We start from the raw sequence: 26,374 nt of genomic DNA on the forward strand, positions 1-26,374 counted from the left end.
CATGACAAAGCAAGTGATTAAAACCATTGTAGTAGACGACGAACCTTTAGCACGTCGAGGCCTTCGCGCTAGGTTGGAGCGTCATGATGATGTACAGGTTCTTGCAGAATGTCAAAATGGTCTTGAAGCGGTGAGCAGTATCTCTCAACACCGTCCAGACTTAGTATTTTTAGACATTCAAATGCCGGGTTTAAATGGCTTTCAAGTTATTCACAAGCTTCGTGAACTTAAGCAGCCTGTACCAATGATTGTTTTTGTGACGGCTTACGACAACTATGCTATCAAAGCCTTTGATATACACGCGCTTGATTATCTTTTAAAGCCGGCGGACGATGAGCGTCTTGGCGCGGCGTTAGACAAGGTGCGTGAATACTTCTCAACCCAGCATCAAGACGAACAGTCTCAAAAGTTGGTGAGCCTTGTGGCTGAACTCACGGGTGATGATTGCGAAGAAATTTTACGTAAACTCGCGAGCGGAGAGCCAGTTGAGACTAACCCTTACCCTGATGTTTTAGCAATTAAAGATGGTTCAGAAGTAACCCGTGTAAACGTGCAAGACATTCAGTGGATTGATGCGGCAGGCGATTATATGTGCGTACACGCCCTTGACGGCATGCATATAATGCGTAAAACGATGAAAGAGCTTGAGCAAGAGTTAAACCCCCAATTTTTCGTACGGGTACACCGCTCAGCTATAGCGAATATTCGCTTTGTTAAAAAGCTAGTCAGTCATATTAGTGGCGAGTACCACTTAATACTCCAAAACGATACAGAGCTTAAGGTAAGCCGCAGTCATCGAGATAAAGTGAAAGCGGCTATGAAAATGTAATCTAGCTTTATTGGTATTAACGGCTAAAGCGTTGTTTAAAACTAGACAACGCCTTTTCTGTTTGTGGTTTTAAGTAACAACCAAGCTCGCAGCTGTTTTGTTACAGGGTAAACCGTTAGTTCAATTGCTTGCTGTATCGCTCATTCATGAGCGTACGCATAGCATCAACACGCGCCTCGTCCAGGGGTTTGGTGTTTTCCCACGTTTTGGAAAGGGGGACAGTGACAGGGCGTTGATTTACTTCACCCACCATAATATTGGTAATGTCGCTACCTACTAAACTTATAGCAAATTCTCCTAGTGTCGTTGCGAGTAATCTGTCCTGAGCAACAGGCGAACCGCCACGTTGAACATGACCTAAGGTTACCGGCCTGACGTCGCTAATATCATGGTTCTGCAATGCATCAGTAAGGCCAGCTAAACCATTTGGCCACACATTTTCAGCAACGACAACGATGAAACTAACTGGCCCTTTTAACGCACGCTGGGCTTTAATCTGGGCAACAAGCTTTTCTATCTCTTTTTCAGCAGAATCGAAAAACTCCGGTACCACGACATAGTCAGCTGCAGATGAAAGCGCAGCATTCAATGCTAAAAAGCCTGCGTTTCTGCCCATGACTTCTATAAGAAAAATACGTTCGAATGCATCAGCAGTGTCGCGAACTTTATCGATAGAACTCATGGCCGTATCAATAGCAGTAAAATAGCCGATGGTTGCGTCTGTGCCGCTAATATCGTTATCTATCGTACCGGGTATCCCCAAAATTTGGCCGTCCCATTCTTTCTCTAGTTCAGCGGCACCACGAAACGAGCCATCGCCGCCAATCACAATAAGCGTATCAATCTCTGCCTTCATTAAGTTGTTAGCGGCTTTTTTAATTCCTTCTTGGCTTTTAAGCTCTTTACACCTTGCACTGTGTAGTATGGTACCGCCTTGTTGAATCAAGTTGTGAGTAGAGTCGAGTGAAAGGGGAATATACTCTTGTTGTAATAGTCCATTGTATCCATGCTTATAGCCAAGCAAAGTATAGTTCGCTTTCTGGCACGCAATAATTGCAGCACGTATACATGCATTCATACCTGGTGCATCGCCACCAGAGGTTAAAATTGCGACACGTTTTGACACATTAAAATCCTTCTTTTTACCAGCATAACAATTAAGGTAACGTTAAGGTAACAAGACGTAAAGTGAACATGTGTTTCGTAGGGAATTTAAATAACTCAAAGGAACAGTGCAGAACGAGTCTTGAGCGCTTGACTATTTACGTCTGCTTTTCAATTGAATTTATAAGTAAGCGAATTTACCGCAAATAGCGTAGTTAACAAAAAAGGATAAGTTATGCGTGTACTGTTAGTATTTATTTCTGTGGTGTTTCTTGCTTCATGCAGCTCCAAATTAGCCTACAACAACTTGGATTGGTGGGTTTACTGGTACATGGACGACTATATTGAACTTAAAGATGAGCAAGAAGAAAAGTTCGATGACTATCTACAAAACTGGCTACGCTGGCATAAAACCTCTGAACTTAAGCGTTACCAAGCTCAACTTATCGAAATTAAGCGTCAAATCAAAGAAGGCCGCTTAGATTCAAACTCTGTACAGGAGCATCTTGTAGGCGCAAGAGCGCATTGGGAAAGGGTGCGTGATGAAGTTAGCCCTGAGCTTGCACAAATTGCAAAAACACTTGATGACGAACAAGTTGTTACGCTTTTTGCTGCCCTTGAGAAAGATAACAAAGAGGAAGAAGAAGAGCGAAAAGAGGCGCTGGAAAAGTCTGAAGAAGAACGGTTAAAAGACCGTGTTGAGCGCATTGAGGAGACCATCAGTGAACGCATAGGCAAGCTAACTAGCGAACAAAAGCAGTTAGTGTCCACGTACGCGACCCAGTTTATTTCCACGGGGGGGGAATGGCTGACTTATCGCAGGAATATTCAAAATGCGGCACGAAAGCTATTTGTAACCCGTAAATTTAACGACAACTTCGAAGCAGAACTCGTTGACCTAATGCAAAACCCAGATAGCTATAAAAGTGATATTTACAAGCAAAGTAGCGCCCATAATATAACCGTTAGCGCTACGTTAATATCCGAACTTTTTACCACGCTAACAAACGAGCAGCGAGAGACCCTTGTCGAAAATATAGACGACCTGATTGATACCGTAGAGAACTTTAGAAACTAAATTTACTTTCTCAAAGTCACTCCAGTGCTAGAGCAAAGCTAAATTAAGGTTAGACTAAAGCTTGGCCCAAAGATAAAGGGCCAGGCATGTTTATATTAACTCATTTGGATTAGCTCAATGCTTATTGCCATCGCTGATCATCTTTCTAGCACGGGCGTCCGAATGTTTTATCATATCGCCTATCAGCGATGTCTCTGGCATATTTTTCCAGTACTTCTTCGGCATTTGATTTAACATCGCACTTGTCTTGATACGCGCAGGATTAAATATGTTGGCGTAATAGGTCAGCCAATATTTCTCAATGCGGTCATCGTCAGGCACTACGCTTGAATCGGGATTATCTTCTAAAACTAGTGTTTCGGTATCCCAATGAGCTGCGCGGTAGGGGGTTAAGATAGACCACCGCATATTCTTAAAACGGGTTTGGAAGAAGTTGAGTTTTATCTCTAGACTGAAATGCTCAGGTTCATACCAGGCGACAAAATGCTCTTGCCCCTCTAGGTTTATTTCTCTAAATCTTAGGAAGGCACTCATTTTGTAAGCGTCACGTTTTACCGCTTTCGCCATAGCGAAAAGCTGGATAACATCGTCGTCAGTTTTCATTTGAATAAGTTGCCTATTTTCATACACGACACGCCACAACACCCGGTAACAAAGCGCAAATCGATTATCATCGTTATGGCACAGGGCGTACTTTAAAAGTATCAGTGTAGATTTAGGAATATTAAGGTTACTTTGCGGCCTTTTGCTTTTGCATTGATCATCGCCACTGCCGAAGAGATCGTCTTGTACAGAATGAGCGCTCTGCCAAATAATATGTTCAGGGGGAATACGCTTGGCAATGCACTCTCGTGAGGCTTCCCGCCATTCATCAAAGCCAGGTATTGAAGTAATGGTAATGGTCTTCATATAAAGCTACCTTTTAGTCTACGGCTTAACATAGCTGCGTCTACAGCACACTCAAGCGCCAAATAGCTCAAACTGTTCAGGCTGTTTGAACTGAAGCTCGAAATTAGTACTGTCGAGTAAATGGATATCAGGGAAGTAATCTCCCACGCTGATAAAAGGCTTCAATTTTTTAAGGGGTAGCCGCATTTTAGTAAGGTCGACCCAGTTAAGCTTGGTATTACGCCTTATAGACAAAATCTTCTGTACCGTTCGGGCGCCAAGACCAGGAACGCGTAGCAGCATCTGTTTGTCAGCTTTGTTTAAATCAATAGGAAATAGATGACGGTTACGTAATGCCCACGCAAGCTTGGGATCGTAGTCCATATCTAACATGTCATCTTGCAAAATTTCATCTAAGCCGAAACCATAAAAGCGTAAGAGCCAGTCTGCCTGATACAGTCGGTGCTCTCGTATTAATGGTGCAGGTTTCAGCGGTAAAACTTCCGACGCATCAGGAATAGGGGAAAATGCCGAATAATAAACACGACGAAGTTTTTGATCGCTATAAAGCTTAACGCTTGTTCCTAAAATGGTTTTATCATTTGACCCGTCAGCACCTATAATCATTTGCGTAGACTGCCCTCCAGGTGCAAAACGGGGAGGGCGCTTGCCTGAAAATGTCTTGTCTAGTTTATGCTCTGCAATTTTTTCTTTTAGCGTATTCATCGAACCGTGAATACCGCCAAGATCTTTTTCTGGGGCGTACTTGTTTAGCGATGACTGTGTAGGCATTTCCACATTAATACTAAGCCTGTCTGCATAAAGACCTGCCTCAGCTTGTAATTCCGGCGACGCATTCGGGATAGTTTTAAGGTGAATATATCCCTTAAACCCATGGTCAAGACGTAATGATTTCGCAATACGAACCATGCTTTCCATGGTGATATCGGGTGAACCCACAATCCCCGAGCTTAAAAACAAGCCCTCAATGTAATTGCGCTTATAGAAATTTAGAGTTAAATCGACCGTTTCCTTAACCGTAAAGCGCGCCCGCTGAACATTGCTTGAAACCCTATTAATGCAATAATGACAATCATAGATACAGTAGTTTGTCATAAGGATCTTAAGCAGCGAAACACACCTTCCGTCGGGTGTGAAACTATGGCATATACCCGAACCACCGGTTAGTGAACCTATACCAGTCTTCTCGGATTTCCCTGCTTGTCGTTTACCTGCCGAACCACTCGCGCAAGATGCGTCGTACTTAGCCGCATCGGAGAGAATTTCTAGCTTTTGTATCAGTCTGTCGTGCATCGCAGATTTAACTTTCCTTTAAGCAATTACAGTCAAACAGCCTAGTAATTCTGTTACAAACACGACTAAACGTGTTTTGTAATCTAGGCTGAGAGTGAAAGTGTTATAGCATGTATATATATACAGTACAATTGCACTTGGTAAATGAAGGTGAAGATTTAATGTTGGCGGGATTGGCCCTATTCAGGATTGACACCGGTGAGTGACGGCGAAGACTATCTCGCTGTTAACCGATTAAAATAAGCTAAAGCTAAAACCCTATAAATTTAGATAGTTCATCTCGAATGTTGTCGTATTTTTCTTTATAGGTTTTTTTTAGAGGCATATCGTCGATAAGCTTAAACAGTCGTTTACACTCGTTTACTAACTTCACTTCGGCTTTATCTTCTTGTATCGCTATCTGAAGAAGACACTGAAGCAAGTTTAGTGCTACGCCTGTATTCACCGGGGCGAAACCTTGAGCGAGTGCAAATGAAGCTTTGGCGCGCTCATAGTCTTGCTGCTGATAGTGTTGAATACCCTCACGATTAAACTGCTGGTAGCTAGCAAGGCTTTTTTGTGCGCTTTGCGCTTGGGTCTCCAGCATCTTTGAACTGTTTTGGTCGAGTACCTCATCTCTAGCGCTAAGAATGGCGTTTAGCGCTAACGCGTCGTCAAATTCTCCGAGTTTGTACATAACGTTAATGCTATCTGGAATAAATGCAGTGGGTACCTCTGAGTATTTATCATCAAGTTGCGTTTGCGACTTGTTAAGATGACGCTTTGCATCGATAAGCTTTCCGTCAATCGCACTTATTCTTGCATTTATAATATTGCCAAAAATATCTACGTCGAAATCCCTATCCATTTTGTACAGGTACTCATCAAATTTACCCCGTTGTAACGTGAGTAACGCTTCTTGTTGATACTTATTACGCTGCTTTTTATCGTCCGCTGACTCAGCAACATCAAGCAAACTGCGTATCATGCCGCACCAATGCAAACTTTTCTTATGTACAGTGCGTTTTGATAAATCCCAAATTGCTTGGCTAGAGTTGGCTGCTAGCACTAAATCATCATTTTCCCGGCCAATTTCACAAGCCTTAAAGTGGCGAGGTAAAGAGAAGGGCGATAGTTTAATTGCCTCTTTAATTGAATCTAGGGCCTTTTCACCAGCTTCCAAGGCATGGTGCGCTTGCGCAAGAATATCGTGAGCATCAGCATTGAATCGGTTCCGTTTTAACGTTTTCTTGGCAATGGATATCGCTTTTTCATGTTCGTTCAACAGTAGATAGGTTCTTCCAATAGCTATCTGTGCCCATAGCACTGGCTTTCCGTCGATGTAATTTCTTAATACGTCCAGCGCCTTTCTAGGTTGAGCTATGCGCCAATAGAGCTCCACTAGCAATTGTTCACAATGACCTTTGTAATGACGAGGGGCTTCTAAAAGCGCTTCAATATGGTCTATGGCGCTGTTGTATTCACCTTGATCTATCAAGCTGAACGCTTGATGAAGAAATTGTCTTTTTTGCCACGCACGAACAATTCGAGATTTTAGCTGCACTTGTGAAAAAGGTTTTATTAGAAAGTCATCGGGGCGCCGCTCAATACTGCCAAGCACTACAGGGCGAGCGCTATCAGCACTGATAAGAACAAACACTGAAGTGGGGTTTATTAGCCTGCGCGTGCGCAACTCTTCTATCAGTTCATAGCCATTTTTGGTTTCGGCACCCAAATGTAAGTCGCAAATTACAATATCAAATTTGTGTTTTTTACACAGCGATACCGCTTGTTCAGCAGAAGACTTAGTCACGACATCAGACGCGCCCATTGAGTGCATTAGTCCTTTCAGAAGCAGAAGGAAAGGACGCTGGTCCTCAACAATCAATACTTGTTTGTTGCTAAATTGCATTTCGAATCCGTGAATAAACGCACTATCATAATTTGAAAGTATATCTAACTTTAGAAAATAAGCTTAAGAAAAACATTATCTTGCCGACAACATACGTATACATAACCAGCACTGTGTACGAATGTCACCAGATTTAGCCTCAGCAAGTGAACAAACAACACTAGATCCCAGTATTTACTGGGAGCGAAGTCGTGTACTTGCTCGTGCGTCATCGCAGGGAGCATTGTTCTCGTTATACCTTGCAATGCAGCAACATAGCGTAGCTGAACCCTTTGAAATTGAAGCTGCAACGTCAGACGCTGACGCCCGAAATAGTATTGAGGCACAACTCGCGGCATTAAATCACTACAGACGCCCTTCATTATCTGCCAGTGAAAGCGAGTGGGTAGATATGCGTGTGCATTCAAATTTGGTCGCAACAGACTACGAAGGCGCACGCCTGCATCTTAGTATGAAACCCGCACCGTTAGCTCAAACCGATGACGCAAAACGCATCCCGGATGACGTTGTAGACAACTGCAGTCTAGCGACGCAGAAACGCTTAAAAAGGCAATATGACAACGCCATAAAAGAAGATAATACGTTACTTTACGATATTATATCTTCGCAAGGCGAGCGTGATAACGGGATCTACTCTAGTTTTTAACGCTCAGTTTTGATATATTCCGCGCCGCATTTTTGCACTGGTCTTACGCTCCAATCAGCAAAGGTTAAAATATGTCTAAATATATTGTATGCGCAATGTATAAGTTTGTTGCGCTTGAAAACTTTAAAGAAATCCGCCAGCCGCTTCTAGAAACTATGGAAGCAAATGGTATCAAAGGTACGCTTCTTCTTGCCCACGAAGGCATTAACGGTACAGTTTCTGGTACCCGTGAAGGTATTGACGCATTGCTTGCTTATCTGAACAGTGATGAACGTATCAATCCAATCTCTTACAAAGAATCACTTCACGACGAACAGCCGTTCTATCGCACAAAGGTGAAACTTAAAAAAGAAATCGTGACTATGGGCGTTGAAGGTATCGACCCTCGCCAAACCGTAGGCACTTACGTCAAGCCTAAAGATTGGAATGCGCTTATAAGCGATCCTGATGTAACCGTAATTGACACCCGAAACGGTTATGAAATAGAAATTGGCACTTTCAAGAACGCCATTGACCCTAAAACTGATACGTTCCGCGAATTTCCAGAATACGTAGAGAAAGAACTCGACCCGTCAAAAAATAAAAAAGTGGCCATGTTCTGTACCGGCGGTATTCGCTGTGAAAAGTCGACAGCGTATTTGAAAGAGCAGGGGTTTGAAGAGGTTTACCACTTAGAAGGCGGTATATTACAGTATCTTGAAGATGTGCCGAAAGAAGAGTCTATGTGGGAAGGCGACTGCTTTGTATTCGATAATCGCGTTGCGGTAAACCACGACCTTGAGAAGAGTCACTATGAGCAGTGCTACGCGTGTCGACTTCCTATTACCGAAGAAGACAAGCAAAGCGATAAGTATGAGCCAGGCGTAAGCTGTCCACACTGCTTCGGTACTCACACGGACGATCAAATTGCTCGCTTTAGAGAACGTGAAAAGCAGGTACAACTAGCGAAAGAGCGTCAGCAAGAACACGTTGGCACCGAAGCGCGTTTGACAATGGAACAAAAGCGTCAGGAAAAAGCAGAAGCTCAACGTTTACGCGCACTTAAAGCAAAAGAAAATCAGGCGTAGACAGCTAGAAAGAAGGGCGTTACACTCGTGTTTATTGCAGTTGAAATAAGGAATGCGAGTGAGCACTCAACTTTCAGAATCTAAAATTGAAGAAATTAGAAAGGACTTCAGCTTTTTTGATCGTGATGGCAATGGCCAAATCGATTTACCTGAGTTCATCGAGCTTCTAACCGTAATCTCACCAAAGACTAAAGCTAGCCACGTACAAGAAGGCTTTAAGCTTATCGATAGTAACGACGATGGTTATATCGACTTCGAAGAGTTTTTGGAGTGGTGGCAAGAAGGATGGTGGGAGTACTAGGTTCTACTCAGTAATCCATACCATCGCTAGGTTTTGTGTATGCTCTATTGAGTGTTTCTGAAAAGCTTATAGCTACGCAAAAAGAAATCGTTAAAACGGGTGCTGTGTAAAGCACCCGTTTTTTTATGCTTGAATTTTGCGCTGGTATGAGTTGTCAAATTTAGTTTTAAATGTTTTTTGTTGGATGGCTGCTTTGAGCGTAAAGCGGACATTGGATATTTCTAACTCGCGAGACCGTTCCAGACAATAGGCGGACACTCGCTTGGATCAAATTTACTATTTCGTTCATCGGGTTGGCGACCGAATAGTTTACAGATATTGGTAATCGCGTATTATTTTGAGGGGACAAAAAAAGAGTAACAGGGAATGTTTATGAAAAAATTAGTAATGTCGTTAACGATATTCCTTTTTGCTTTGGTCTGCGCATTTGCATTACTGCTCTCCATACAATATTCACCAACGTATGTTTTTCGTTTAGTAACAATGCATGTTGCAGATATTAACGATTATCAATTCTTCCCTAAGCGTTCGATTGAAGAAAGTAATTCACCATCAAACTTCCAATCCAAATCCAAAGAGCAATATATTGAGTCGCTATTTGACAGACGACTAGAAGTATCTGGTTTTGATTCTTTCGACGACTGGGCTTTGAAGTCTCAAACTACGTCTCTTATCGTCATTCGTAACGACGAAATTCTCTACGAGAAATACTTTAATGGTTTTTCAAAGGAATCCTATTTTCACTCTCAATCAATGGCTAAGTCATTTATATCGTTTTTAATTAAGGTAGCGATAGATGAAGGCGTTATCGAAAGTGTTGATGACTCAATTGTAAAATACATACCGTTTTTAGCTGAGCGAGACTTTAGGTTTAATAGCATTACTATTCGCCATTTATTGGAAATGAGATCAGGATTGAAATATACGGCTCACTATATACCTTTTACCAATATTCATTCACCTTGGCACGACGAGGCTATTGGGTATTATCACAATCATATGCGAGATAGGCTGCTCAACGATATCGAAGTTGAAAATGACCCCGGAGAGCTTTTCGAATACAACAATTACAATACAAGTTTTCTAGGGATAATTATTGAAAATGCTACGGGTAAAACCGTTTCCAATTACCTAGAAGAAAAATTATGGCAACAAATTATGGAATACGATGCATATTTCTCACTAGACAGCAGGGAGTCTGGTTTTGAATACATGCCGAGCCGATTGGTAGCTAGAGCTATTGATTACGCGAGGTTTGGTATGTTGTATCTTAATAAAGGCGAGTGGCAGAGAAAGCAGTTAGTATCAGCGTCGTGGGTAAAGCAAAGCCTTTCTGAAATTTCTAACTCTTCGCCGGACATCTATCCAGACTGGTTCAATAGCAATAATTGTGAGAGAACATATTACAGTTTTCATTGGTGGGGCCATGTTAATTGCGATGGCACAAAGCAGTTTTTTGCAACTGGTAATCTTGGTCAAAATATCTACGTCATACCAGACTTGAAAATAGTAATAGTTCATACGGGAAATTCGCTAAAATATTACGGTGATCAGGATATGTGGCACATTGCTAAACTGTTAAGAAAAGATCTAATTAAGTAAAACAAAGATAACTGGAATGGCTTAGCATTCCTTTTCAGAGACGGCGATGTGTACGTAGCTGCCACTCACGAAATGAATTACCACCGTCCGCTCATGGCACAAACCAGAAGTAGCTAGTCAGTAATCTGTTCGTCCGTATTTTGTCCGAAGCAGAATTGCGCAAAAATTATGTTAAATGTCTGCTGTATGCTAATAATTGCTAACAGATACGAGGGTTGGCTAATTTTTTTAATTTATCCATAGCTGCCAATTTGTTTATATACTGGGTTTTCTCAGTCGTGCTCTCTACCGTAATATCTAGTGAGATGCAATGTACCCTTACACCGACTGACGCCCCAACCTTAGGAGCATGGACAGTGGGTATTACCTCAAACACTAAATCATTTTTATCCATAAGGTTCTTCATACAAATATAGTTAATTAACAGTGTATTTATAATTCTGTATCTTCATCTCTCAGGATCATAATGCGATGCCTTATTAAGCGTTCTATACTTTGTTTGTGCTCAGCATCCATAAACGATACAGACACGATTGGTATCGCTTTCTCGATTCCCTTTAATAAGTCATCAAGTAGTTTCACAGCCACCTGCATTTTCAAACCAATCTCTTCTCCTAATCTAATGAAGTCTTGCCTATCATACTGCCCATATTTTCGATCAAAGCCAGTATCAATATCTTCATCATTATCGCTTTCTTGTGACGTCAAGAGTGGAAGGGCCATATAGGAACTGAGAAAGTATTCACCATAAGGCTCGACTGATACAACGTCATAAACGGAAGATAACGTCGGAAGTGCACCATTACTTGTATACAAGAGAGAGAAATTTCTTAAATGGTGATCGTTGTTTCCAACGACGTAGCTGAAGATAACACGACGATAAAATTCAGCATATTCTTGTAACGCTTTTAGGTTTTTCGCGATAAAAGCGCCAGCTTTGGAATAACTTACGGCTTGTGAACCATCAATATTGCCGAACTTGTTATCAACGCCCATTGCGCTATCCAGTTGCTCTTGGTGAAGTCTAATACCATTTTCACGATCATAGCGCTTTATGATGAATGCTAACTCACCGTTATTAAGTTGGATAAGGCCGAAGGGAGGAACCGGAAATTTACAGATGCTCGCCAGTGTCATAATAGCGTGCTCATTTTCTGCCAGATTTGGAAATTGAGCGGGTGATGGCTTAATAATGAACGTCCCGTTCTCTTTTACCAGTACAAGCTTGTCGTCAATGACCGTCGCTGACATTTTAGGCTGAAACCCAGAGATGCTCATCTTACCGTTATGTGACGTCGGATAGGATTCTAAATCCTTCCTATCAAAATCTACAATTGGCGATACCTTTAACGTCCCAAAAAGGTGACGTACACCGGAATCAGAAAACCCATCATATTTCGAGCTCTTGGGTAGCTTTTTAAGTGTTATCTTACAGTTATTCATTTTCTTCAATAGACTTTATAGCTACAGCTCCGAGCAAGTCTTCACCGTTATTTACAAGAAGCGAAAATTCATCACGCTCGTCGATTCTTTGTGCACGAGCATACTGCTTTAAAAGCCAACCTTCAGGTAGTAGAGACTTAAAAAAAGGGAAAAGCGTGTCAGATTCATAAAGCGATGCACGTAAAGGTAAAGACAACGACAGTGGAGGACCAAAGTAATCGCTTTTATATTTAAACGAGTAACCCTTTGGATGCTTCTTTAAAATACCGACGTGCACATCATATAAGAAGACTTCAGCGCTTAGCTCGCCCATAGCGACATTCCCAATGTGTCTAGAAAGCTTTCTATAGTGGATAGTTTTGCACTCATAAATGCATCTTTATCCTTAAAGAGTTTTCTGACGGTATTAGGGTGTAGGCCGCTCTGCATAGCAATGAGCTCTACATCTATAGTGCTTGTACAAAGCGCATTGACACGAGTAAATGTCTCTTCAATCGACAGGTAATTGGCGCTTTCTGGCTGAGAAGCCTTACTTAACTCGCGCAATTCATCTGATATCTGAGCTAAGCGCTCTGATACGCGGCTAGCATTATTTGATTCACTCATTTAACACCCTAGTGTTATTTTAACCACCTATATAGGCAACATATAACACTAAACTGTTACTGTAAAGCTATAATCACATTGCAGAGTTAAAATTTCCAGAGAAAAGCAGAATATTAACTCTATAATGTAATTTCATTTGTATTGTAGAGCAGGAAAATAATAAAGGCTTTGATAAATGAAAAGCCAGGCTTGTCGCGATAATGTCGATGATATGTTTATGGTTACAGCAGCACTGGCTAAATATAGCGCCTCCTGAACGTACGTAACTGCCACTAGAGAGATGAGTTACCACCGGCAGTTTTTGGCACAACTCGGATGTTTGATGCCTAGCCCCTAAAAGTCTGGTGTTTGTCGTTAACAGAGTTTTAAATCGCGACAGAAGAGCCTATGACTAAACTATGTAAGCTATCCAGTAAAAGCTACCCAGTAAAAGCTACCAGTCTGCACTATATTTTTTATTAGCTTTTGCTGCCTCAACTTCTAGTGGTGCTTGGTCGTAGCCGTACTCAGCCATATCGAAGAAATGTTGAGTAACAACCTCGTCTAAGCTAGCTCTTTCAATTTGTAACACGTGGACCAACTCATGGGCTAATTTTGGTCTATTAAGTACAAAGTCTTTACGCGCGTAAATTGAATAACCAAAGACTTGTGCGTTGTTAATGATACCTTCGCCGACGAGACCAACTGCTTCACCGAATACTTTCAAAGCAAAGTTTTCATAGGGATAGGGTACTGTGTCAACGTATACAATTCTTACTTTATCGGGGTGTTTAACACCTATTTTTGATGCGAGTAATCTTTCCTGTTCGTTCAGCGGTACGCCAACTTCAAGCCCTTTCTGATCGATTTCATGCGCCCATTCAATGTATTGAGGCAATAATACACTCGCAATTATCTTTTCATAGAAAAGTACGGAAACAATGAGTACAGCAACGAGTAATATTAAGAAGAGTCTTAATGCTTTCATATCTATAAAATCCGTTTTAAAGAAACGCTTTAAAGGTAGTTAGGTCAACTAATAAGGCTACAGGATAACCTCACGCGATAAATGCAAATTAAAGCATGTGTTGCGAAGCGATGATAGAGAAAGTATGTAAGAGAATGTTCGGTAAGAATAAATGAAGTGATGACCGCCGCTTTTAACGCTAGTCCGTGATAATTAGCGGCGGATTAGTATTAACTATTAAATGTTTTTTATTCGTCGTCGTCAGACAGAGTGTTTCTAGGTTTACGCTTCACAGGAACCATACCGATATCTTCTCCAGACATGGTATCGACACGCTTTTTAGTGCCAGGTTTTGCTGGTTTCGCGACACGCTTTTTACCATTTTTCGCATTTGATTTTTTCGACACCTTTTTCTTGGGCGTAAAACCTTTGAAAGACGCCGAAAATTCGTCGTGCGGTGAACACTCTAATGCATATTGAAGGTGATTCTTAAGCCCTTCGAAACTGTTCCAATCACGCGGGCCAATTAATGAGAATGCTTCGCCTTTTTGCCCAGCACGGCCTGTACGGCCGATGCGGTGAATATACTCATCGGCGTTTTTGGGAAGGTCAAAGTTAACCACCAAACCTACTTTTGATAGATCTAGTCCGCGAGAGGCGAGGTCGGTAGTGACCAGAATACTATGCTGTCCACGCGCAAATGCACTCATTACCGCTGCGCGTTGGCTTTGTAGCATATCACCACGAAGCGCAATAGCCTCTAAGTTCTTTTCGTTTAGCAACGCAGCAATTCTGTCGGTATCTTCACGGGTAGCAGTAAATACGATAGCTTGGTTGTACGCACGATCGGCCAGTTCAAACTGTAAGATTTGGTCTTTGTTATCAACATTGTCTGCAAAGAAGCACTTCTGTTCGATATCGCCATGCTCTGCAGTTGAGTCTCCTACGGCTACGCGAACAGCGCCTTTGGTCAACTGCGTTGTCATATGCTTAAGCTCAATATTATCGAGTGTGGCAGAAAACAGCATGGTTTGGCGTTTTCTGTGATCAGCATAGTCGTTAATCATTTTAAGCTGAGCAGAGAAGCCTAAATCTAACATACGGTCGGCTTCATCAAAGATCAGCAGCTCTAAACCATTCAAATACACACTTTTATCTAATAGGTGGTCAGCTACACGACCAGCTGTGCCTACAATAATGTGAGGATTACGACGAAGTGCTTTAACTTGGTCGTTGTAGTTTTCACCGCCCACAACTAGTGAGCAAGTAAGGTTTAAACCTGTACACATTGACTTGGCTTCAATGAAAACTTGTTTAGCGAGTTCACGGGTAGGCGCAAGAATAAGTGCACGAGGGTCTTGTCTACTTAACGCTTTTTGCGACATTAGCCGATTTATAGCAGGTACTAAAAAAGCGAAAGTTTTACCTGACCCTGTTTTTGAAGACGCGATGATATCCTTACCTTGAATAGCGGGAAGCATAGTGCGTTCTTGAATTTCGGTTAGCGTCGAAATGTTTTTCGTTTCAAGCTTTGAAATAATTTTATGATGGACAGGTAAATCAGTAACTAGCAAGAAAGGTGAGCCTTTTTAAAAATAACGTTCGCGCGCATTATCCCTCAATGCACCGTTTATTAAAAGGCTTATTGCCTTGTTAGCTTTAAACTTGACTATGTGACGCGATTCACAACCAATCGCTTCTGTATTGGGGAGCAGTAATTTGAAAAAACAGACACAAAGCCGGGATGGCTTTTGAGTTGCGCTTACCGATAAACAAAATAAGTGTTACCTAGTAAGCGCTATTTATTAAAGAGAAATGATTGAGCGTCGTACGTACTTGTTGAAAGTACTAAAACTGCATCTCTGGCACATCCTCTGGCACAACAAGCTTTCCACCGGTTTTCTCTTTTATTTCGTCTACGCTCACGCCTGGTGCACGCTCCTGCAGAACAAACGCGCCGTCTTCAACGCTCAGAACTGCTAAGTCGGTAATTATACGTGTGATACAGTTCACACCAGTTAAGGGCAATGTACATTCGCTTAGCAATTTGGGGTTACCGCGTTTATCAGTATGAGTCATGGTAACTATGATGTTTTTCGCACCAGCAACAAGATCCATAGCGCCGCCCATACCTTTGACCAGTTTACCCGGTATCATCCATGAGGCAATATTTCCAGATACATCAACCTCAAACGCACCTAACACAGTAAAATCTACGTGTCCGCCGCGGATCATGGCAAAGCTCTCGGCACTATTAAAGATTGACGCTCCGGTAATGGCCGTTACTGTTTCTTTACCCGCGTTTATCATGTCTGCGTCTACTTCACTTTCTGTAGGATAACGCCCCATTCCTAAAAGGCCATTTTCCGACTGCAGCATAACGCTAATATCATCAGGTACGTAATTAGCTGCAAGGGTAGGGATCCCTATGCCTAAATTCACGTAATCACCATCCTTAAACTCTTGGGCTACGCGCATTGCAATCTGTTCTCTACTAAGCATTACACTGACTCCTTGCTAACTACACGACGTTCTATACGCTTTTCAAATGAACCTTTAATAACGCGATTCACATAGATACCTGGTGTATGGATTTCGCTAGGACTAAGCTCGCCAGGTTCTACAATTTCTTCAGCCTCTACAACAGTGATCTTGCCAGCGGTTGCTGCCATAGGATTAAAATTCTGTGCAGTGTGCCGATAAACGCAGTTACCGTAGGTATCAGCTTTCCATGCTTTAACAATTGCAAAGTCACCAGTGATAGCAGGCTCGAGGATGTAAGGGCGTCCATCAAACTCTTTGACTTCTTTACCTTCGCCAACGGGCGTGCCGTAGCCCGTAGCGGTGTAAAATGCTGGAATGCCAGCGCCACCTGCTCGCATTTTTTCGGCGAGTGTGCCTTGTGGAGTTAGTTCAACTTCTAATTCTCCATTGAGTAATTGCTTTTCAAACAGCGCATTTTCACCAACATAGGAAGACACCATCTTTGCGATTTGTTTATCTTCTAGTAAAAGGCCTAACCCAAAACCATCAACACCACAGTTATTTGAAACTACAGTAAGGCCAGACACGCCCATTTCCTTGATTTGGCTGATTAGTCCTTCTGGTATTCCACAAAGACCAAAACCACCAGCAATGACCGTCATTCCGTCTTCAAGCCCTGACATTGCTTCATCGTACGAGGATACAACTTTATTAAACCCTGCCATTTTTATCTCCAATACTTTTGTTAAAAATAAGTATCAGCATTGTTGCAAGATATGTAAAATCGAATTAATCTTTCAATTAATAGATATTATTTATTAATAAGTCGTTAAGGTCTGCGTTTATGGATGTCTCATACCGCCAAGTAAAGGCGTTTGTAGAAGTGGCAAAGTCCTCAACCTTTGCCGAAGCTGCGGTGAACCTGCACATAACCCAGCCGGCTTTGTCTTCTGCAATAAAAAAAATGGAAGAGCAATTAGGCGGTAAGTTGTTCCAGCGTAATACCCGGAATGTCAGCTTAACACCTGAAGGTGAGGTACTTTTTCCAAACGCTCTGCGTTTGTTACACGACTGGGATAATACCTTTTCGGACATGCAAAACCTATTTGCGATGGCCAAGGGGCAACTCACCGTTTGTGCAATGCCGTCATTCGCTGAATCGCACCTGCCAAATATTTTATCGATATTTCATCAACGCATTCCGAATGTGAACCTACGGATTGTAGATGTTGTCATGGAGCAGGTTATTTATGAAGTAACAACCGGCCGAAGTGAGATAGGATTCTCCTTTGAGCCAGAACGAAAAGACGGCTTAGTCTTTACGAGTCTTTTTACCGATGAATTTGTTGTGGTGGCGAATAAAGCACTATTACCTACTTCAAACGAAGCACTGAAATGGGAGGATTGCCTTCGTTTTCCCTTAGTAATGATGAACCGAGGATCCGCCGTACGTTACTGGACGGAGTCTAAACTCGAACAATACGGCGACTTGCATATTGTTGCAGAAACAGGTCAGCTCTCTACGCTTGGAAAACTTATACAAAACGGGTTAGGCATATCTGTTATGCCAGCTATTTGTAAAGATCAAATGGAGGGGCTTGGTCTTGTAGCCCAACGAATAAGCGATGAACCCTTGGTGAAGAATATAGGAATAATAAAAAACGCGAGAAAAGGGTTATCGCTGCCAGCTCAATCCATGTGGGACTTGGCACTTGCGCATTATGCTTGAATCAAATAATGCGCAAAGTAAATTGCTAGTAGAGGTATACTACCACTTCTTTTTAGGGGCGAATAACTCGTCCAACTCGTCTCGTTCTTCTTCCTGCTTTTTAGCGCGATCTTGTTCATTCACACTCTTAAGATTACTTTGAATATCGTTTAGCCACTCGTTTAGTGTGGAAAGCTTAGACGTAGAGTACTCGTCCTGCGGGTTTTGGTTCTCCAGCGCTGTCTTAGCTTTTTCAAAATATTGCCTTGCTGAGCCTAGCATATTGGTTTGTAGTGCAGCGCGACCGCGCTTGATTAGGGTTTCAACGTTTACTTTTAATTGCAAACGCTCTAGCTGTTTATCTTCGTCCATAAACACTTTTGAGTCGATTTGCCCTTTGCTATGTTCAGAGCGGAGTACAATACGTAGTTTTTTAACTGCTTGGATGTACTGAATTATCATTTTATCGTTGTCAGGCAACGAAAATTCAGAAGTGCCAGTCGAATTGTCTGACAGTGCGGCTGCAGTTGATTGCTCGCTACTCGCTATTCTTTGCTTTAATTCTGAAGTGCTCGATAGTTCATTCATGGCTTTGAGCGCATTAAGAATTCGGTTGTGAAGAATCCCCATCAAGCGAGAAGAAACTGGCATGTTTAAACAAGCAGATAAAACGTTCTCGGTTTCATCGACAATTGTTCGCTGCTTAGCAAGCTCGGTACGACGCTCTGCCTCTTGTTTTTGACGATGCTGTTGAATTGCGTTTATGAAAATAGCGGCAATGAGCAAAACAACAATCAAAATAATAATAATCACGTACATGCGTGTGTTTCCGTCTGTTTTTATATCTTATAACGTCAGTTTTTATTAACCGCGAGCGTTACTTTTTGAATTATCTATTGTTATCGGACAATCTTACGGTATTTTTACTTCAAATACACTCCCGCCTAAACTTCCCCCGTTAGAAAGGCTTATGGTTCCCTTTCTATCACCTTGAGAATGCGCGCTTGCAATGAGTTTAGCAAAAAACAGCCCTAGCCCCGTTCTCCCTTGGCTTAATTCAAAATCACATAACTCTTCATGGCTTTTTGATAGCATTGCTTCTGGGTAGCCGCTACCGTCATCTTCTACTTTTAAAATCATAAACTCGTCATCGCCAATAGAGGCCGTAACTAGTATCTTGGACGTACCGTAGCGCATTGCATTAATGATCACATCGTTCAAAAGTAAATAGATTAATTCACTGTCTAAATACCAGCTCAGGTCTTCTTCAATATCAATAGTAATTTCTATACTTTTTTGTGATACGTAGAGTGCGTTAGAGCCAACCACATCTTCCACTAAATCTTTGACAAAACTTTCATCAACGGTAATGGGAAGACTTTCTAATTCGGCTCTATATAGAGAAAGTACTTGGACAAGGTTGGTGTTTAGCCTTGATGCTTCATAATGGACGCTAGCTACTTGCTCCCTTGCCTCGGTGTTTTGTGGCGAAAGGGAGTCGCTCAGTGTTTCGATAGATTGAATTAAAAGAAATAATGAATTCTTCATATCGTGCACAGCGGCAGCCAATACCGATGAAAAATCAATTGTGGATGTAACTTGTTTGCTACTGCTCATTGTCAATCAAACGCCGTGCGACTTTTTGCCCTAAACATACTGTAGAAGAATTTAGAAAATGAAGGACAAATTAAGCGTAAATTTGTGAAAAAATGAAATAAATTCAACTTTATAATGCTAATTTAGTAATAGCAACTAGTAAAAAACGGTGGTTTTGGTTATAACGGAGGGAGTAAAGTGTCAGTCTATCCCATAACGCGGTGTAAAATATGAAGCTACAGCAACTACGATATATCGTAGAAGTCCTCAATAATAATTTGAATGTGTCTGCAACGGCAGAAAGTTTGTATACCTCGCAGCCAGGTATAAGCAAGCAAGTGCGCATGCTAGAAGATGAGTTAGGCGTTCAAATATTTGGGCGTAGCGGTAAACACCTTACTCATGTAACCGACGCGGGTAACGATGTAATTAATATTGCTCGCGAAATTCTTGCGAAAGTAGAAAGCATTAAGGCCGTTGCAAGAGAACACACGCTTCCCGACCAAGGCAAGTTGAATATAGCTACCACTCACACCCAGGCACGCTATGCGCTTCCGGACGTAATTCAAGGCTTTATGACAAAGTACCCTAAGGTTTCATTGCACATGCACCAAGGTACGCCTTCTCAAATTAGCGACCTTGCCGCTAAAGGTGAAGCTGACTTCGCTATCGCCACTGAAGCGCTTCATTTGTATAACGACTTAGTTATGCTGCCTTGTTATCACTGGAATCGAAGCGTCATTGTGAATAAAGACCATCCACTTTCCAAAAAAGGCACGATAGATATCTCAGATATTGCAAAGTATCCGTTAGTGACTTACGTGTTTGGGTTTACAGGGCGCTCGGAATTAGATCAAGCTTTTGAAAGAGCAGGTTTAACACCAAAAATTGTATTCACTGCTACAGACGCTGACGTGATCAAAACTTACGTGCGCTTAGGGGTAGGCATTGGTGTAATCGCCTCAATGGCCGTGAGTGAAGAGTTAGACGATGACTTAGTGAAAATAGACGCGAGCCACTTATTTGATTACAGCACCACGAAAATTGGCTTCAGAAAAGGTTCATTCCTTAGAAGTTACATGTATGACTTCATTGAACGTTTCGCACCACACCTCACTAAAGACAAGGTGGAAAAAGCTATGATGCTGAAAAATAATGAAGAAGTTGAAAAAATGTTTAAGGGCGTAACGCTACCAGTGAAGTAGGGGCGTTAAAAATGAGTATGATTGAAAAAGGGGCTGTCGCCCCTTTTTTGTTTTTAATCTTTGTTCACAATGCGCTGACAATTAACACTCGATGATATTAACCGCGAGGCCGCCCCTGGCTGTTTCTTTATATTTTGTTTTCATATCATTACCTGTGTCTCGCATGGTCTTAATCACTTTATCTAACGACACTTTTTGTTCACCCGTGCCTCGTAGCGCAAGGCGTGAGGCATTAATTGCTTTTATTGCCCCCATGGCGTTGCGCTCAATGCATGGAACTTGAACAAGGCCACCCACAGGGTCACAAGTCAATCCAAGGTTGTGCTCCATGCCGATTTCAGCAGCATTTTCTACTGATGCCGCTGTACCACCCATTATTTCCGCAAGGGCACCAGCAGCCATTGAACACGCAACACCTACTTCTCCTTGGCAACCCACTTCAGCACCCGAAATCGATGCATTCTCTTTATATAATATGCCAATAGCCCCTGCAGTAAGAAGAAAGCGGCTGGCTACTTCTTCATCTACAGGACGAATAAATTTATCTACGTACTGCAGTACTGCGGGAATAATACCTGCAGCACCATTTGTAGGCGCAGTTACGACGCGCCCCCCAGCTGCATTTTCTTCATTCACTGCCAGAGCAAAAAGGTTTACCCAGTCCATGGTTTGCATGGGGTCATTCGTATGCTCGGTCTGCAGACGACGATAAAGAGCAGGGGCACGACGCACTACCTTTAAGCCACCAGGTAAAATGCCTTCGCTTTCAATACCACGCTGAATACAGGCTTTCATCACAAGCCAAATATGATGTAGCTGCTGCTTTACTTCGTGTTTCGGCCTAAATGTGGTTTCATTACGCAACATCAATGAGCTGATACTCAAACCATTGTTTTTACACAAAGCCAGTAATTCTTCGGCTGTTTTGAAAGGAAAGGGAACCGATGCTTGTAGGCTAGCTGCATGGGCCTTTGTAGCATCAAAATCTTCATCTTTGATGATAAAGCCGCCACCGATGCTGTAATAGGTTTGCTCTTTTACTAACTCATTTTTTGAGTAAGCATAAAAAGTCAGCGCATTTGCGTGCTTTGGCAATGTTTTACGTCGATGAAAAACAATGGCGTTTTTGTTAGGGAAACGAATAAGTTTCTTGCCGTTTAGGCACAATGCCTCGGTGTTACGTATTTCTTCAAGTTTGCTGTCAATGGTATCAACGTCCACAACGTCTGGGATTTCGCCTAACAATCCTAAGATTACGGCTTTCCCAGTACCATGGCCGATACCTGTTTGACCTAGTGACCCAAACAGTTCAACTTTTACACTATCAACCGAATCAAAAAGCGCAGTGTCTAGCGCTAACTCAGAAACAAACTCGGCTCCTGCTTTCATTGGGCCTACGGTGTGAGAGCTTGATGGGCCGATACCCACGCTGAACATATCAAATACACTGATCATAAACATTCATAAATTAAAACTAAGTAATATTGTGATCATGCATCCACCACACTAAAAGCTCAATACAGAAAAGCTAATAGAGGGATTAGTTTTGCTAATAGGCTGTAAAGATTAATTTATAGCTTCTTGAGTGACAGCTAAAATCTAGGCTATCAAGGGTGAATATGATGGGAGAGGTTTCGCAGCATAGCCGCCGTTGCTCCCCAAATCATGCGGTGTTGCCAAGGTATAAAATAAATAGGAAAAGTTTTCTTATGGCGATGGGTGTTATGGACGAGGTGATTTTTTCTATCAAGCACATGGGCAAGCGGTACTTCAAAAGCGCTCTCTACTTCATTTTTGTCAATAACAGGCGTGAAATCGGGTTTTACGAAGCCCACAACGGGCGCAATTTCATAGCCACTGATCGTGCGGTATTTTGGCAGCATGCCGATAACATCTACGTGAGTAGACGGAAGGCCTACTTCTTCTTGCGCCTCGCGAAGCGCAGCGTCAAAGAAAGATTTGTCGGTGTCGTCAACAGCTCCACCCGGAAAGCTAATTTGGCCGGGGTGATGTTTTAGATGGTGTGCACGCTCAGTTAGTAATAGCTGTAGAGAGTTGCCATAATCTATCAAGGGTATTAACACCGCAGCGGGCCGCCCTTTTTTCTTCAAAGGAAAGTCTGGCTCGGTACGAGTCAGCCTAAAGTGATGAAATTGTGATAAAAATTCGCTTCTCTTCATAGATACTTTTACTCGAAAACTACATACATAGCGCAGTTCGCTACAGTGAGCGCGATTAAAACTGTGTTTTTACTGGTTCATCGATGCTAATACAGGCAGTATTTTTGAGACCTTATCAAGGGTTTCCTGATATTCATCGCTAGGAACGGAATCTAGCACAATACCACCGCCTGCCCAGCAATGTAATTTATTATTCTCTGCCAAAACCGTTCGTATACAGATACTTGAATCCATATCTTCTCGATACCCCATATAAAACACACTACCGCAATATATATGTCGGCGATGGGGTTCTAGTTCATCAATCACTTCCATAGCACGAATTTTAGGCGCACCGGTTATCGAACCACCTGGGAAAGCCGAAGCTAGAAGCTCTAAAGGCGATGAAGCGTCGTTTAATTCGCCCGTTACGGTACTAACTAAATGATGTACTGCTTCATAACTTTCAAGTGCAAACAGTGCCGGCACCTTTACAGAATGAGGCTTACAGTGTTTTGAAACATCGTTGCGAAGCAGATCTACAATCATAAGGTTTTCTGCACGATCTTTCTCTGCACAAAGCAAGCTCTGCGCACTGGCTTTGTCTTTTTCCATGTCGCTGAAGCGGGGGCGAGTACCCTTAATAGGTTTAGTTTCTACAACGCCGTTTTTTACACGCAAAAAACGTTCGGGTGAAATAGATGCAATGCAGCCTTGTGCAAGATTGTAATAGGCAGAGAAGGGCGCTTGATTCTGATTTCGTAACTCACAATAGGCCTGCCATATGTTACCTTCAAAGTCTGCACTAAATCGCTGTGCCATATTTACCTGATAACAATCGCCTGCTCTCAAGTATGCGTGAATTTTATCTAAACACACTTCATAGGCGCTTTTTGTCAGGTTAGATTTAAAGGGCGATGTGAGCTTAAAATTATCCGATGTTAAAGCTTGCTCAGACATATTAAATACCTTGGATAGCGGCCGATTGTCCGCGCAGCAATAGTAAATATATCCGGTTTGGGTGTCTTCAATAAGTGAACTCAAGTAAAGGCCAACACTGAAGTCTGGTGAACTGTAATCGTTTTTAGCCATACTGGGTAACACTTCGTAGAATCGACCAGTGTCATATCCAGCCATTCCAGCTACACCAACAATAAAAGGTAGGTGGGAAGTGTCAAAATCAGCTCTCACCTCAACAGACTGAAACTTAGCATGCAAATGCGCTTGAACAGCTTCGAAAGGTCGCATGTTAAGTGGTTGGCGCGATGCGGTGTGTAAATTTACTAGTTCTGTAACTTTACCTTTCGCCTCAATAACAGCTGTGGGTGAAAAAGCCATTATATTAAACCGGCCCTCACTCTTAGATGAACCTGAAGTATCTAATAAAATTGAATAGGGCTGGGCAGATATTTGTCCGAATAACCTATTAAAAACGCTAGCCTTATCGCAATCTAGCGCAAATTCGTCGGCTAATTCCTGTTGGGTAAAACGGTTAACATAAATATTGATAGTATCTGCGTGTGGCATAGGTTTTTCTGTACTTCTTATCATCTAGGCCGTCAGGTGCTAAAAGCGCAAAAAGAGCAGCCTCCTATTTGTAACTGGAACTTGCGAACAAGCGTATTTCTTGCCGCTTCTACAACGCTTTCTAATGCTTCTATATAATATAGCGTGTAAAAATATCTGGAATTAACCCCAAGCACATTGTTTTGCATGGTGCGATGTCTTGAGATGCGCTAGTATACGCTTTTTTAGCTAGCTAAGACCACGAAAGCCAAATAAAAAGAGGATGTCATGACCGTTATCCGTCAACAAGACTTCATTGACAGCATTGAAGATGCCCTGCAGTTTATTTCTTACTATCACCCACTTGACTACGTTAAGGCCGTAGAAGAGGCGTACAACAAAGAGAAGAGCCAAGCCGCAAAAGATGCGATGGCACAGATTCTGATCAACTCGCGTATGTCTGCCGAAGGAAAGCGTCCTTTGTGTCAAGACACAGGTATTGTGACCTGTTTCGTTAAAGTGGGTATGGGCGTTACATGGGACAAAACTGACATGACCGTTCAAGAAATGGTCGATGAAGGTACCCGTCGCGCTTATCTTAACCCTGACAACCCGCTTCGTGCATCTATTGTAGCTGACCCAGCTGGTGCGCGTAAAAACACGAAAGATAACACACCATCTGTTGTTCACATCGACATGGTTGCGGGTGAAAAGATTGAAGTAATGATCGCAGCAAAAGGTGGCGGTTCAGAGAATAAATCTAAAATGGTTATGCTAAACCCAAGTGATGATATCGCTGACTGGGTTGTTAAAACCTTGCCTACAATGGGTGCAGGATGGTGTCCTCCCGGCATGCTGGGTATAGGTATTGGCGGTACAGCTGAAAAAGCTGCGGTACTTGCTAAAGAAAGCCTAATGGACCCAGTAGATATTCAAGAGCTTATTGAACGAGGTCCACAAACTACTGACGAAAAACTTCGCTTAGAAATTTTTGACCGAGTTAACAAACTGGGTATCGGCGCACAAGGCTTAGGCGGCTTAACGACCGTTGTTGACGTTAAAATTAAGTCTTTGCCTACACATGCTGCATCAAAGCCAGTGGCTATGATACCTAACTGTGCTGCAACACGTCACGCACACTTTTATTTAGACGGATCAGGTCCAGCAGAACTTACACCGCCTAAGCTTGAAGATTGGCCAGAAGTAACGTGGGAAGTGAGTGAAAACACTCGCCGCGTGAATCTTGATGAAGTGACCAAAGAAGACATCCAAGAGTGGAAAGTAGGCGAAACGGTATTACTATCAGGTAAAATGCTCACTGGCCGTGATGCCGCACACAAACGCATTCAAACCATGATGGAAAATGGTGAAGGTCTTCCTGAGGGCGTTGACCTAACCAATCGCTTTATCTATTACGTGGGTCCAGTTGACGCCGTGGGTGACGAAGTAGTAGGTCCGGCTGGCCCTACAACAGCGACGCGTATGGATAAGTTCACAGACATGATGCTGGAACAAACAGGTCTTATTGGCATGATTGGTAAAGCAGAGCGCGGCCCGGCAACAGTTGACTCTATTGCAAAACATAAGGCTGTGTATCTTATGGCAGTAGGTGGGGCAGCATACTTAGTATCGAAGGCGATTAAAAACTCACGTGTTGTAGCGTTTGAAGATTTAGGTATGGAAGCAATCTACGAATTCGACGTAGAAGACATGCCAGTGACCGTTGCTGTAGACAGCACCGGTGCAAATGCACATAAAAATGGCCCAGCTATTTGGAAGGCTAAAATAGAAGAGCTAGACGAGTCTCTTTCTAAATAGTCAGTGACACTGTCGCTTTTAAATTAACGTTAGCAAACACGAAGATCGCCACATAGTGGGTTTGTTTGGGTTACCAAAATTTATTTAAAAGCTTCAATCTATTTGATAAACGGGCGTGTCCACGCCCGTTTTTTAATACCGATATACAGAACATAACTCGTGTAAAAGACCACCACGAAGCAG

Annotated in this window: 25 protein-coding genes; 9 read left to right on the plus strand and 16 right to left on the minus strand. The window is 42.4% G+C overall.

Going from position 1 to position 26,374, the window contains the following annotated elements:
- Window position 1 precedes the first annotated feature (1 nt).
- A complete protein-coding gene (locus V7R55_RS15045) occupies window positions 2–829 on the plus strand; it encodes a LytR/AlgR family response regulator transcription factor (RefSeq protein ID WP_334060112.1) in 828 nt (275 codons plus the stop codon).
- A 115-nt stretch (window positions 830–944) separates the two neighbouring features.
- Here V7R55_RS15045 and V7R55_RS15050 read toward each other — a convergent pair whose 3' ends face one another.
- Window positions 945–1,955, minus strand: coding sequence for an ATP-dependent 6-phosphofructokinase (locus V7R55_RS15050; RefSeq protein WP_334060113.1), 1,011 nt, complete (start codon window positions 1,953–1,955; stop codon window positions 945–947).
- Window positions 1,956–2,168: 213 nt separating this feature from the next.
- Between V7R55_RS15050 and V7R55_RS15055 the strand changes: the two genes are divergently transcribed.
- Entirely contained in the window at window positions 2,169–3,011 is an 843-nt protein-coding gene (locus V7R55_RS15055) for a DUF6279 family lipoprotein (RefSeq protein ID WP_334060114.1), read from the plus strand.
- 114 nt (window positions 3,012–3,125) lie between these two features.
- On the opposite strand, the gene V7R55_RS15060 is transcribed toward V7R55_RS15055, so the two are convergent.
- The 3 genes from V7R55_RS15060 to V7R55_RS15070 form a co-directional block, all read right to left on the minus strand.
- The gene (locus tag V7R55_RS15060) at window positions 3,126–3,920 is read right to left on the minus strand and encodes a TIGR03915 family putative DNA repair protein (RefSeq protein WP_334060115.1); all 795 of its coding nucleotides are present in this window, start codon (window positions 3,918–3,920) and stop codon (window positions 3,126–3,128) included.
- A gap of 51 nt (window positions 3,921–3,971) precedes the next feature.
- Complete coding sequence (locus tag V7R55_RS15065) at window positions 3,972–5,213, minus strand: putative DNA modification/repair radical SAM protein (RefSeq protein ID WP_334060116.1); 1,242 nt, start codon at window positions 5,211–5,213, stop codon at window positions 3,972–3,974.
- Window positions 5,214–5,463: 250 nt separating this feature from the next.
- Window positions 5,464–7,104, minus strand: coding sequence for a response regulator (locus V7R55_RS15070; protein ID WP_334060117.1), 1,641 nt, complete (start codon window positions 7,102–7,104; stop codon window positions 5,464–5,466).
- Between the two features lie 121 nt (window positions 7,105–7,225).
- On the opposite strand from V7R55_RS15070, the gene V7R55_RS15075 reads away from it, so the two are divergent.
- The 4 genes from V7R55_RS15075 to V7R55_RS15090 all read left to right on the plus strand — a co-directional run bounded on the left by V7R55_RS15075 (window position 7,226) and on the right by V7R55_RS15090 (window position 10,720).
- The gene (locus V7R55_RS15075; RefSeq protein WP_334060118.1) at window positions 7,226–7,750 is read left to right on the plus strand and encodes a VC2046/SO_2500 family protein; all 525 of its coding nucleotides are present in this window, start codon (window positions 7,226–7,228) and stop codon (window positions 7,748–7,750) included.
- 71 nt (window positions 7,751–7,821) lie between these two features.
- Window positions 7,822–8,817, plus strand: a complete 996-nt coding sequence (gene trhO / locus V7R55_RS15080; RefSeq protein WP_334060119.1) for an oxygen-dependent tRNA uridine(34) hydroxylase TrhO — start codon at window positions 7,822–7,824, stop codon at window positions 8,815–8,817.
- A gap of 52 nt (window positions 8,818–8,869) precedes the next feature.
- A complete protein-coding gene (locus V7R55_RS15085; protein WP_039220280.1) occupies window positions 8,870–9,118 on the plus strand; it encodes an EF-hand domain-containing protein in 249 nt (82 codons plus the stop codon).
- Window positions 9,119–9,490: 372 nt separating this feature from the next.
- A complete protein-coding gene (locus V7R55_RS15090; protein WP_334060120.1) occupies window positions 9,491–10,720 on the plus strand; it encodes a serine hydrolase domain-containing protein in 1,230 nt (409 codons plus the stop codon).
- 432 nt (window positions 10,721–11,152) lie between these two features.
- On the opposite strand, the gene V7R55_RS15095 is transcribed toward V7R55_RS15090, so the two are convergent.
- The 7 genes from V7R55_RS15095 to V7R55_RS15125 form a co-directional block, all read right to left on the minus strand.
- Window positions 11,153–12,163, minus strand: coding sequence for a type II toxin-antitoxin system HipA family toxin (locus tag V7R55_RS15095; protein WP_334060121.1), 1,011 nt, complete (start codon window positions 12,161–12,163; stop codon window positions 11,153–11,155).
- Entirely contained in the window at window positions 12,156–12,476 is a 321-nt protein-coding gene (locus V7R55_RS15100) for a HipA N-terminal domain-containing protein (protein ID WP_334060122.1), read from the minus strand. Before V7R55_RS15100 ends, V7R55_RS15095 begins: the two co-directional genes overlap by 8 nt.
- Entirely contained in the window at window positions 12,464–12,769 is a 306-nt protein-coding gene (locus tag V7R55_RS15105) for a hypothetical protein (protein ID WP_334060123.1), read from the minus strand. Before V7R55_RS15105 ends, V7R55_RS15100 begins: the two co-directional genes overlap by 13 nt.
- Window positions 12,770–13,202: 433 nt before the next feature.
- Window positions 13,203–13,736 carry a hypothetical protein gene (locus V7R55_RS15110; RefSeq protein WP_334060124.1) on the minus strand — a complete coding sequence of 178 codons (534 nt, stop codon included), beginning with the start codon at window positions 13,734–13,736 and terminating at the stop codon, window positions 13,203–13,205.
- A gap of 227 nt (window positions 13,737–13,963) precedes the next feature.
- Window positions 13,964–15,289 carry a DEAD/DEAH box helicase gene (locus tag V7R55_RS15115; protein WP_334060125.1) on the minus strand — a complete coding sequence of 442 codons (1,326 nt, stop codon included), beginning with the start codon at window positions 15,287–15,289 and terminating at the stop codon, window positions 13,964–13,966.
- A gap of 274 nt (window positions 15,290–15,563) precedes the next feature.
- Window positions 15,564–16,217, minus strand: a complete 654-nt coding sequence (locus tag V7R55_RS15120) for a CoA transferase subunit B (protein ID WP_334060126.1) — start codon at window positions 16,215–16,217, stop codon at window positions 15,564–15,566.
- Complete coding sequence (locus tag V7R55_RS15125) at window positions 16,217–16,924, minus strand: CoA transferase subunit A (RefSeq protein WP_334060127.1); 708 nt, start codon at window positions 16,922–16,924, stop codon at window positions 16,217–16,219. Before V7R55_RS15125 ends, V7R55_RS15120 begins: the two co-directional genes overlap by 1 nt.
- Before the next feature lie 119 nt (window positions 16,925–17,043).
- On the opposite strand from V7R55_RS15125, the gene V7R55_RS15130 reads away from it, so the two are divergent.
- Window positions 17,044–17,928 carry a LysR family transcriptional regulator gene (locus tag V7R55_RS15130; protein WP_334060128.1) on the plus strand — a complete coding sequence of 295 codons (885 nt, stop codon included), beginning with the start codon at window positions 17,044–17,046 and terminating at the stop codon, window positions 17,926–17,928.
- A gap of 39 nt (window positions 17,929–17,967) precedes the next feature.
- Here the strand turns inward: V7R55_RS15130 and V7R55_RS15135 are convergent, their stop codons facing one another.
- Both V7R55_RS15135 and V7R55_RS15140 read right to left on the minus strand, forming a co-directional pair.
- Entirely contained in the window at window positions 17,968–18,726 is a 759-nt protein-coding gene (locus V7R55_RS15135) for a hypothetical protein (RefSeq protein WP_334060129.1), read from the minus strand.
- Window positions 18,727–18,819: 93 nt separating this feature from the next.
- On the minus strand, window positions 18,820–19,524 hold the full coding sequence (locus tag V7R55_RS15140; protein WP_334060130.1) for a sensor histidine kinase: 705 nt from the start codon (window positions 19,522–19,524) through the stop codon (window positions 18,820–18,822).
- A 209-nt stretch (window positions 19,525–19,733) separates the two neighbouring features.
- Here V7R55_RS15140 and cysB point away from each other — a divergent pair, with 209 nt between their 5' ends.
- Window positions 19,734–20,708, plus strand: coding sequence for an HTH-type transcriptional regulator CysB (gene cysB / locus V7R55_RS15145; RefSeq protein ID WP_118494818.1), 975 nt, complete (start codon window positions 19,734–19,736; stop codon window positions 20,706–20,708).
- Between the two features lie 81 nt (window positions 20,709–20,789).
- Here cysB and V7R55_RS15150 read toward each other — a convergent pair whose 3' ends face one another.
- The 3 genes from V7R55_RS15150 to pabB form a co-directional block, all read right to left on the minus strand.
- Window positions 20,790–22,163: an L-serine ammonia-lyase gene (locus V7R55_RS15150; protein WP_334060131.1), complete on the minus strand. Its 1,374-nt coding sequence runs from the start codon at window positions 22,161–22,163 to the stop codon at window positions 20,790–20,792.
- Window positions 22,164–22,315: 152 nt separating this feature from the next.
- The gene (locus V7R55_RS15155; RefSeq protein WP_334060132.1) at window positions 22,316–22,888 is read right to left on the minus strand and encodes a CoA pyrophosphatase; all 573 of its coding nucleotides are present in this window, start codon (window positions 22,886–22,888) and stop codon (window positions 22,316–22,318) included.
- 69 nt (window positions 22,889–22,957) lie between these two features.
- Window positions 22,958–24,394 (minus strand): aminodeoxychorismate synthase component I, encoded by a 1,437-nt coding sequence (gene pabB / locus V7R55_RS15160; RefSeq protein WP_334060133.1) that lies wholly within the window; start codon window positions 24,392–24,394, stop codon window positions 22,958–22,960.
- A gap of 267 nt (window positions 24,395–24,661) precedes the next feature.
- Here pabB and V7R55_RS15165 point away from each other — a divergent pair, with 267 nt between their 5' ends.
- Window positions 24,662–26,191 (plus strand): fumarate hydratase, encoded by a 1,530-nt coding sequence (locus tag V7R55_RS15165; RefSeq protein ID WP_334060134.1) that lies wholly within the window; start codon window positions 24,662–24,664, stop codon window positions 26,189–26,191.
- The last annotated feature ends 183 nt before the right edge of the window (window positions 26,192–26,374 follow it).

The sequence above is a fragment of the Alteromonas sp. S005 genome, assembly GCF_036864475.1.
Classification (GTDB): Bacteria; Pseudomonadota; Gammaproteobacteria; order Enterobacterales; family Alteromonadaceae; genus Alteromonas.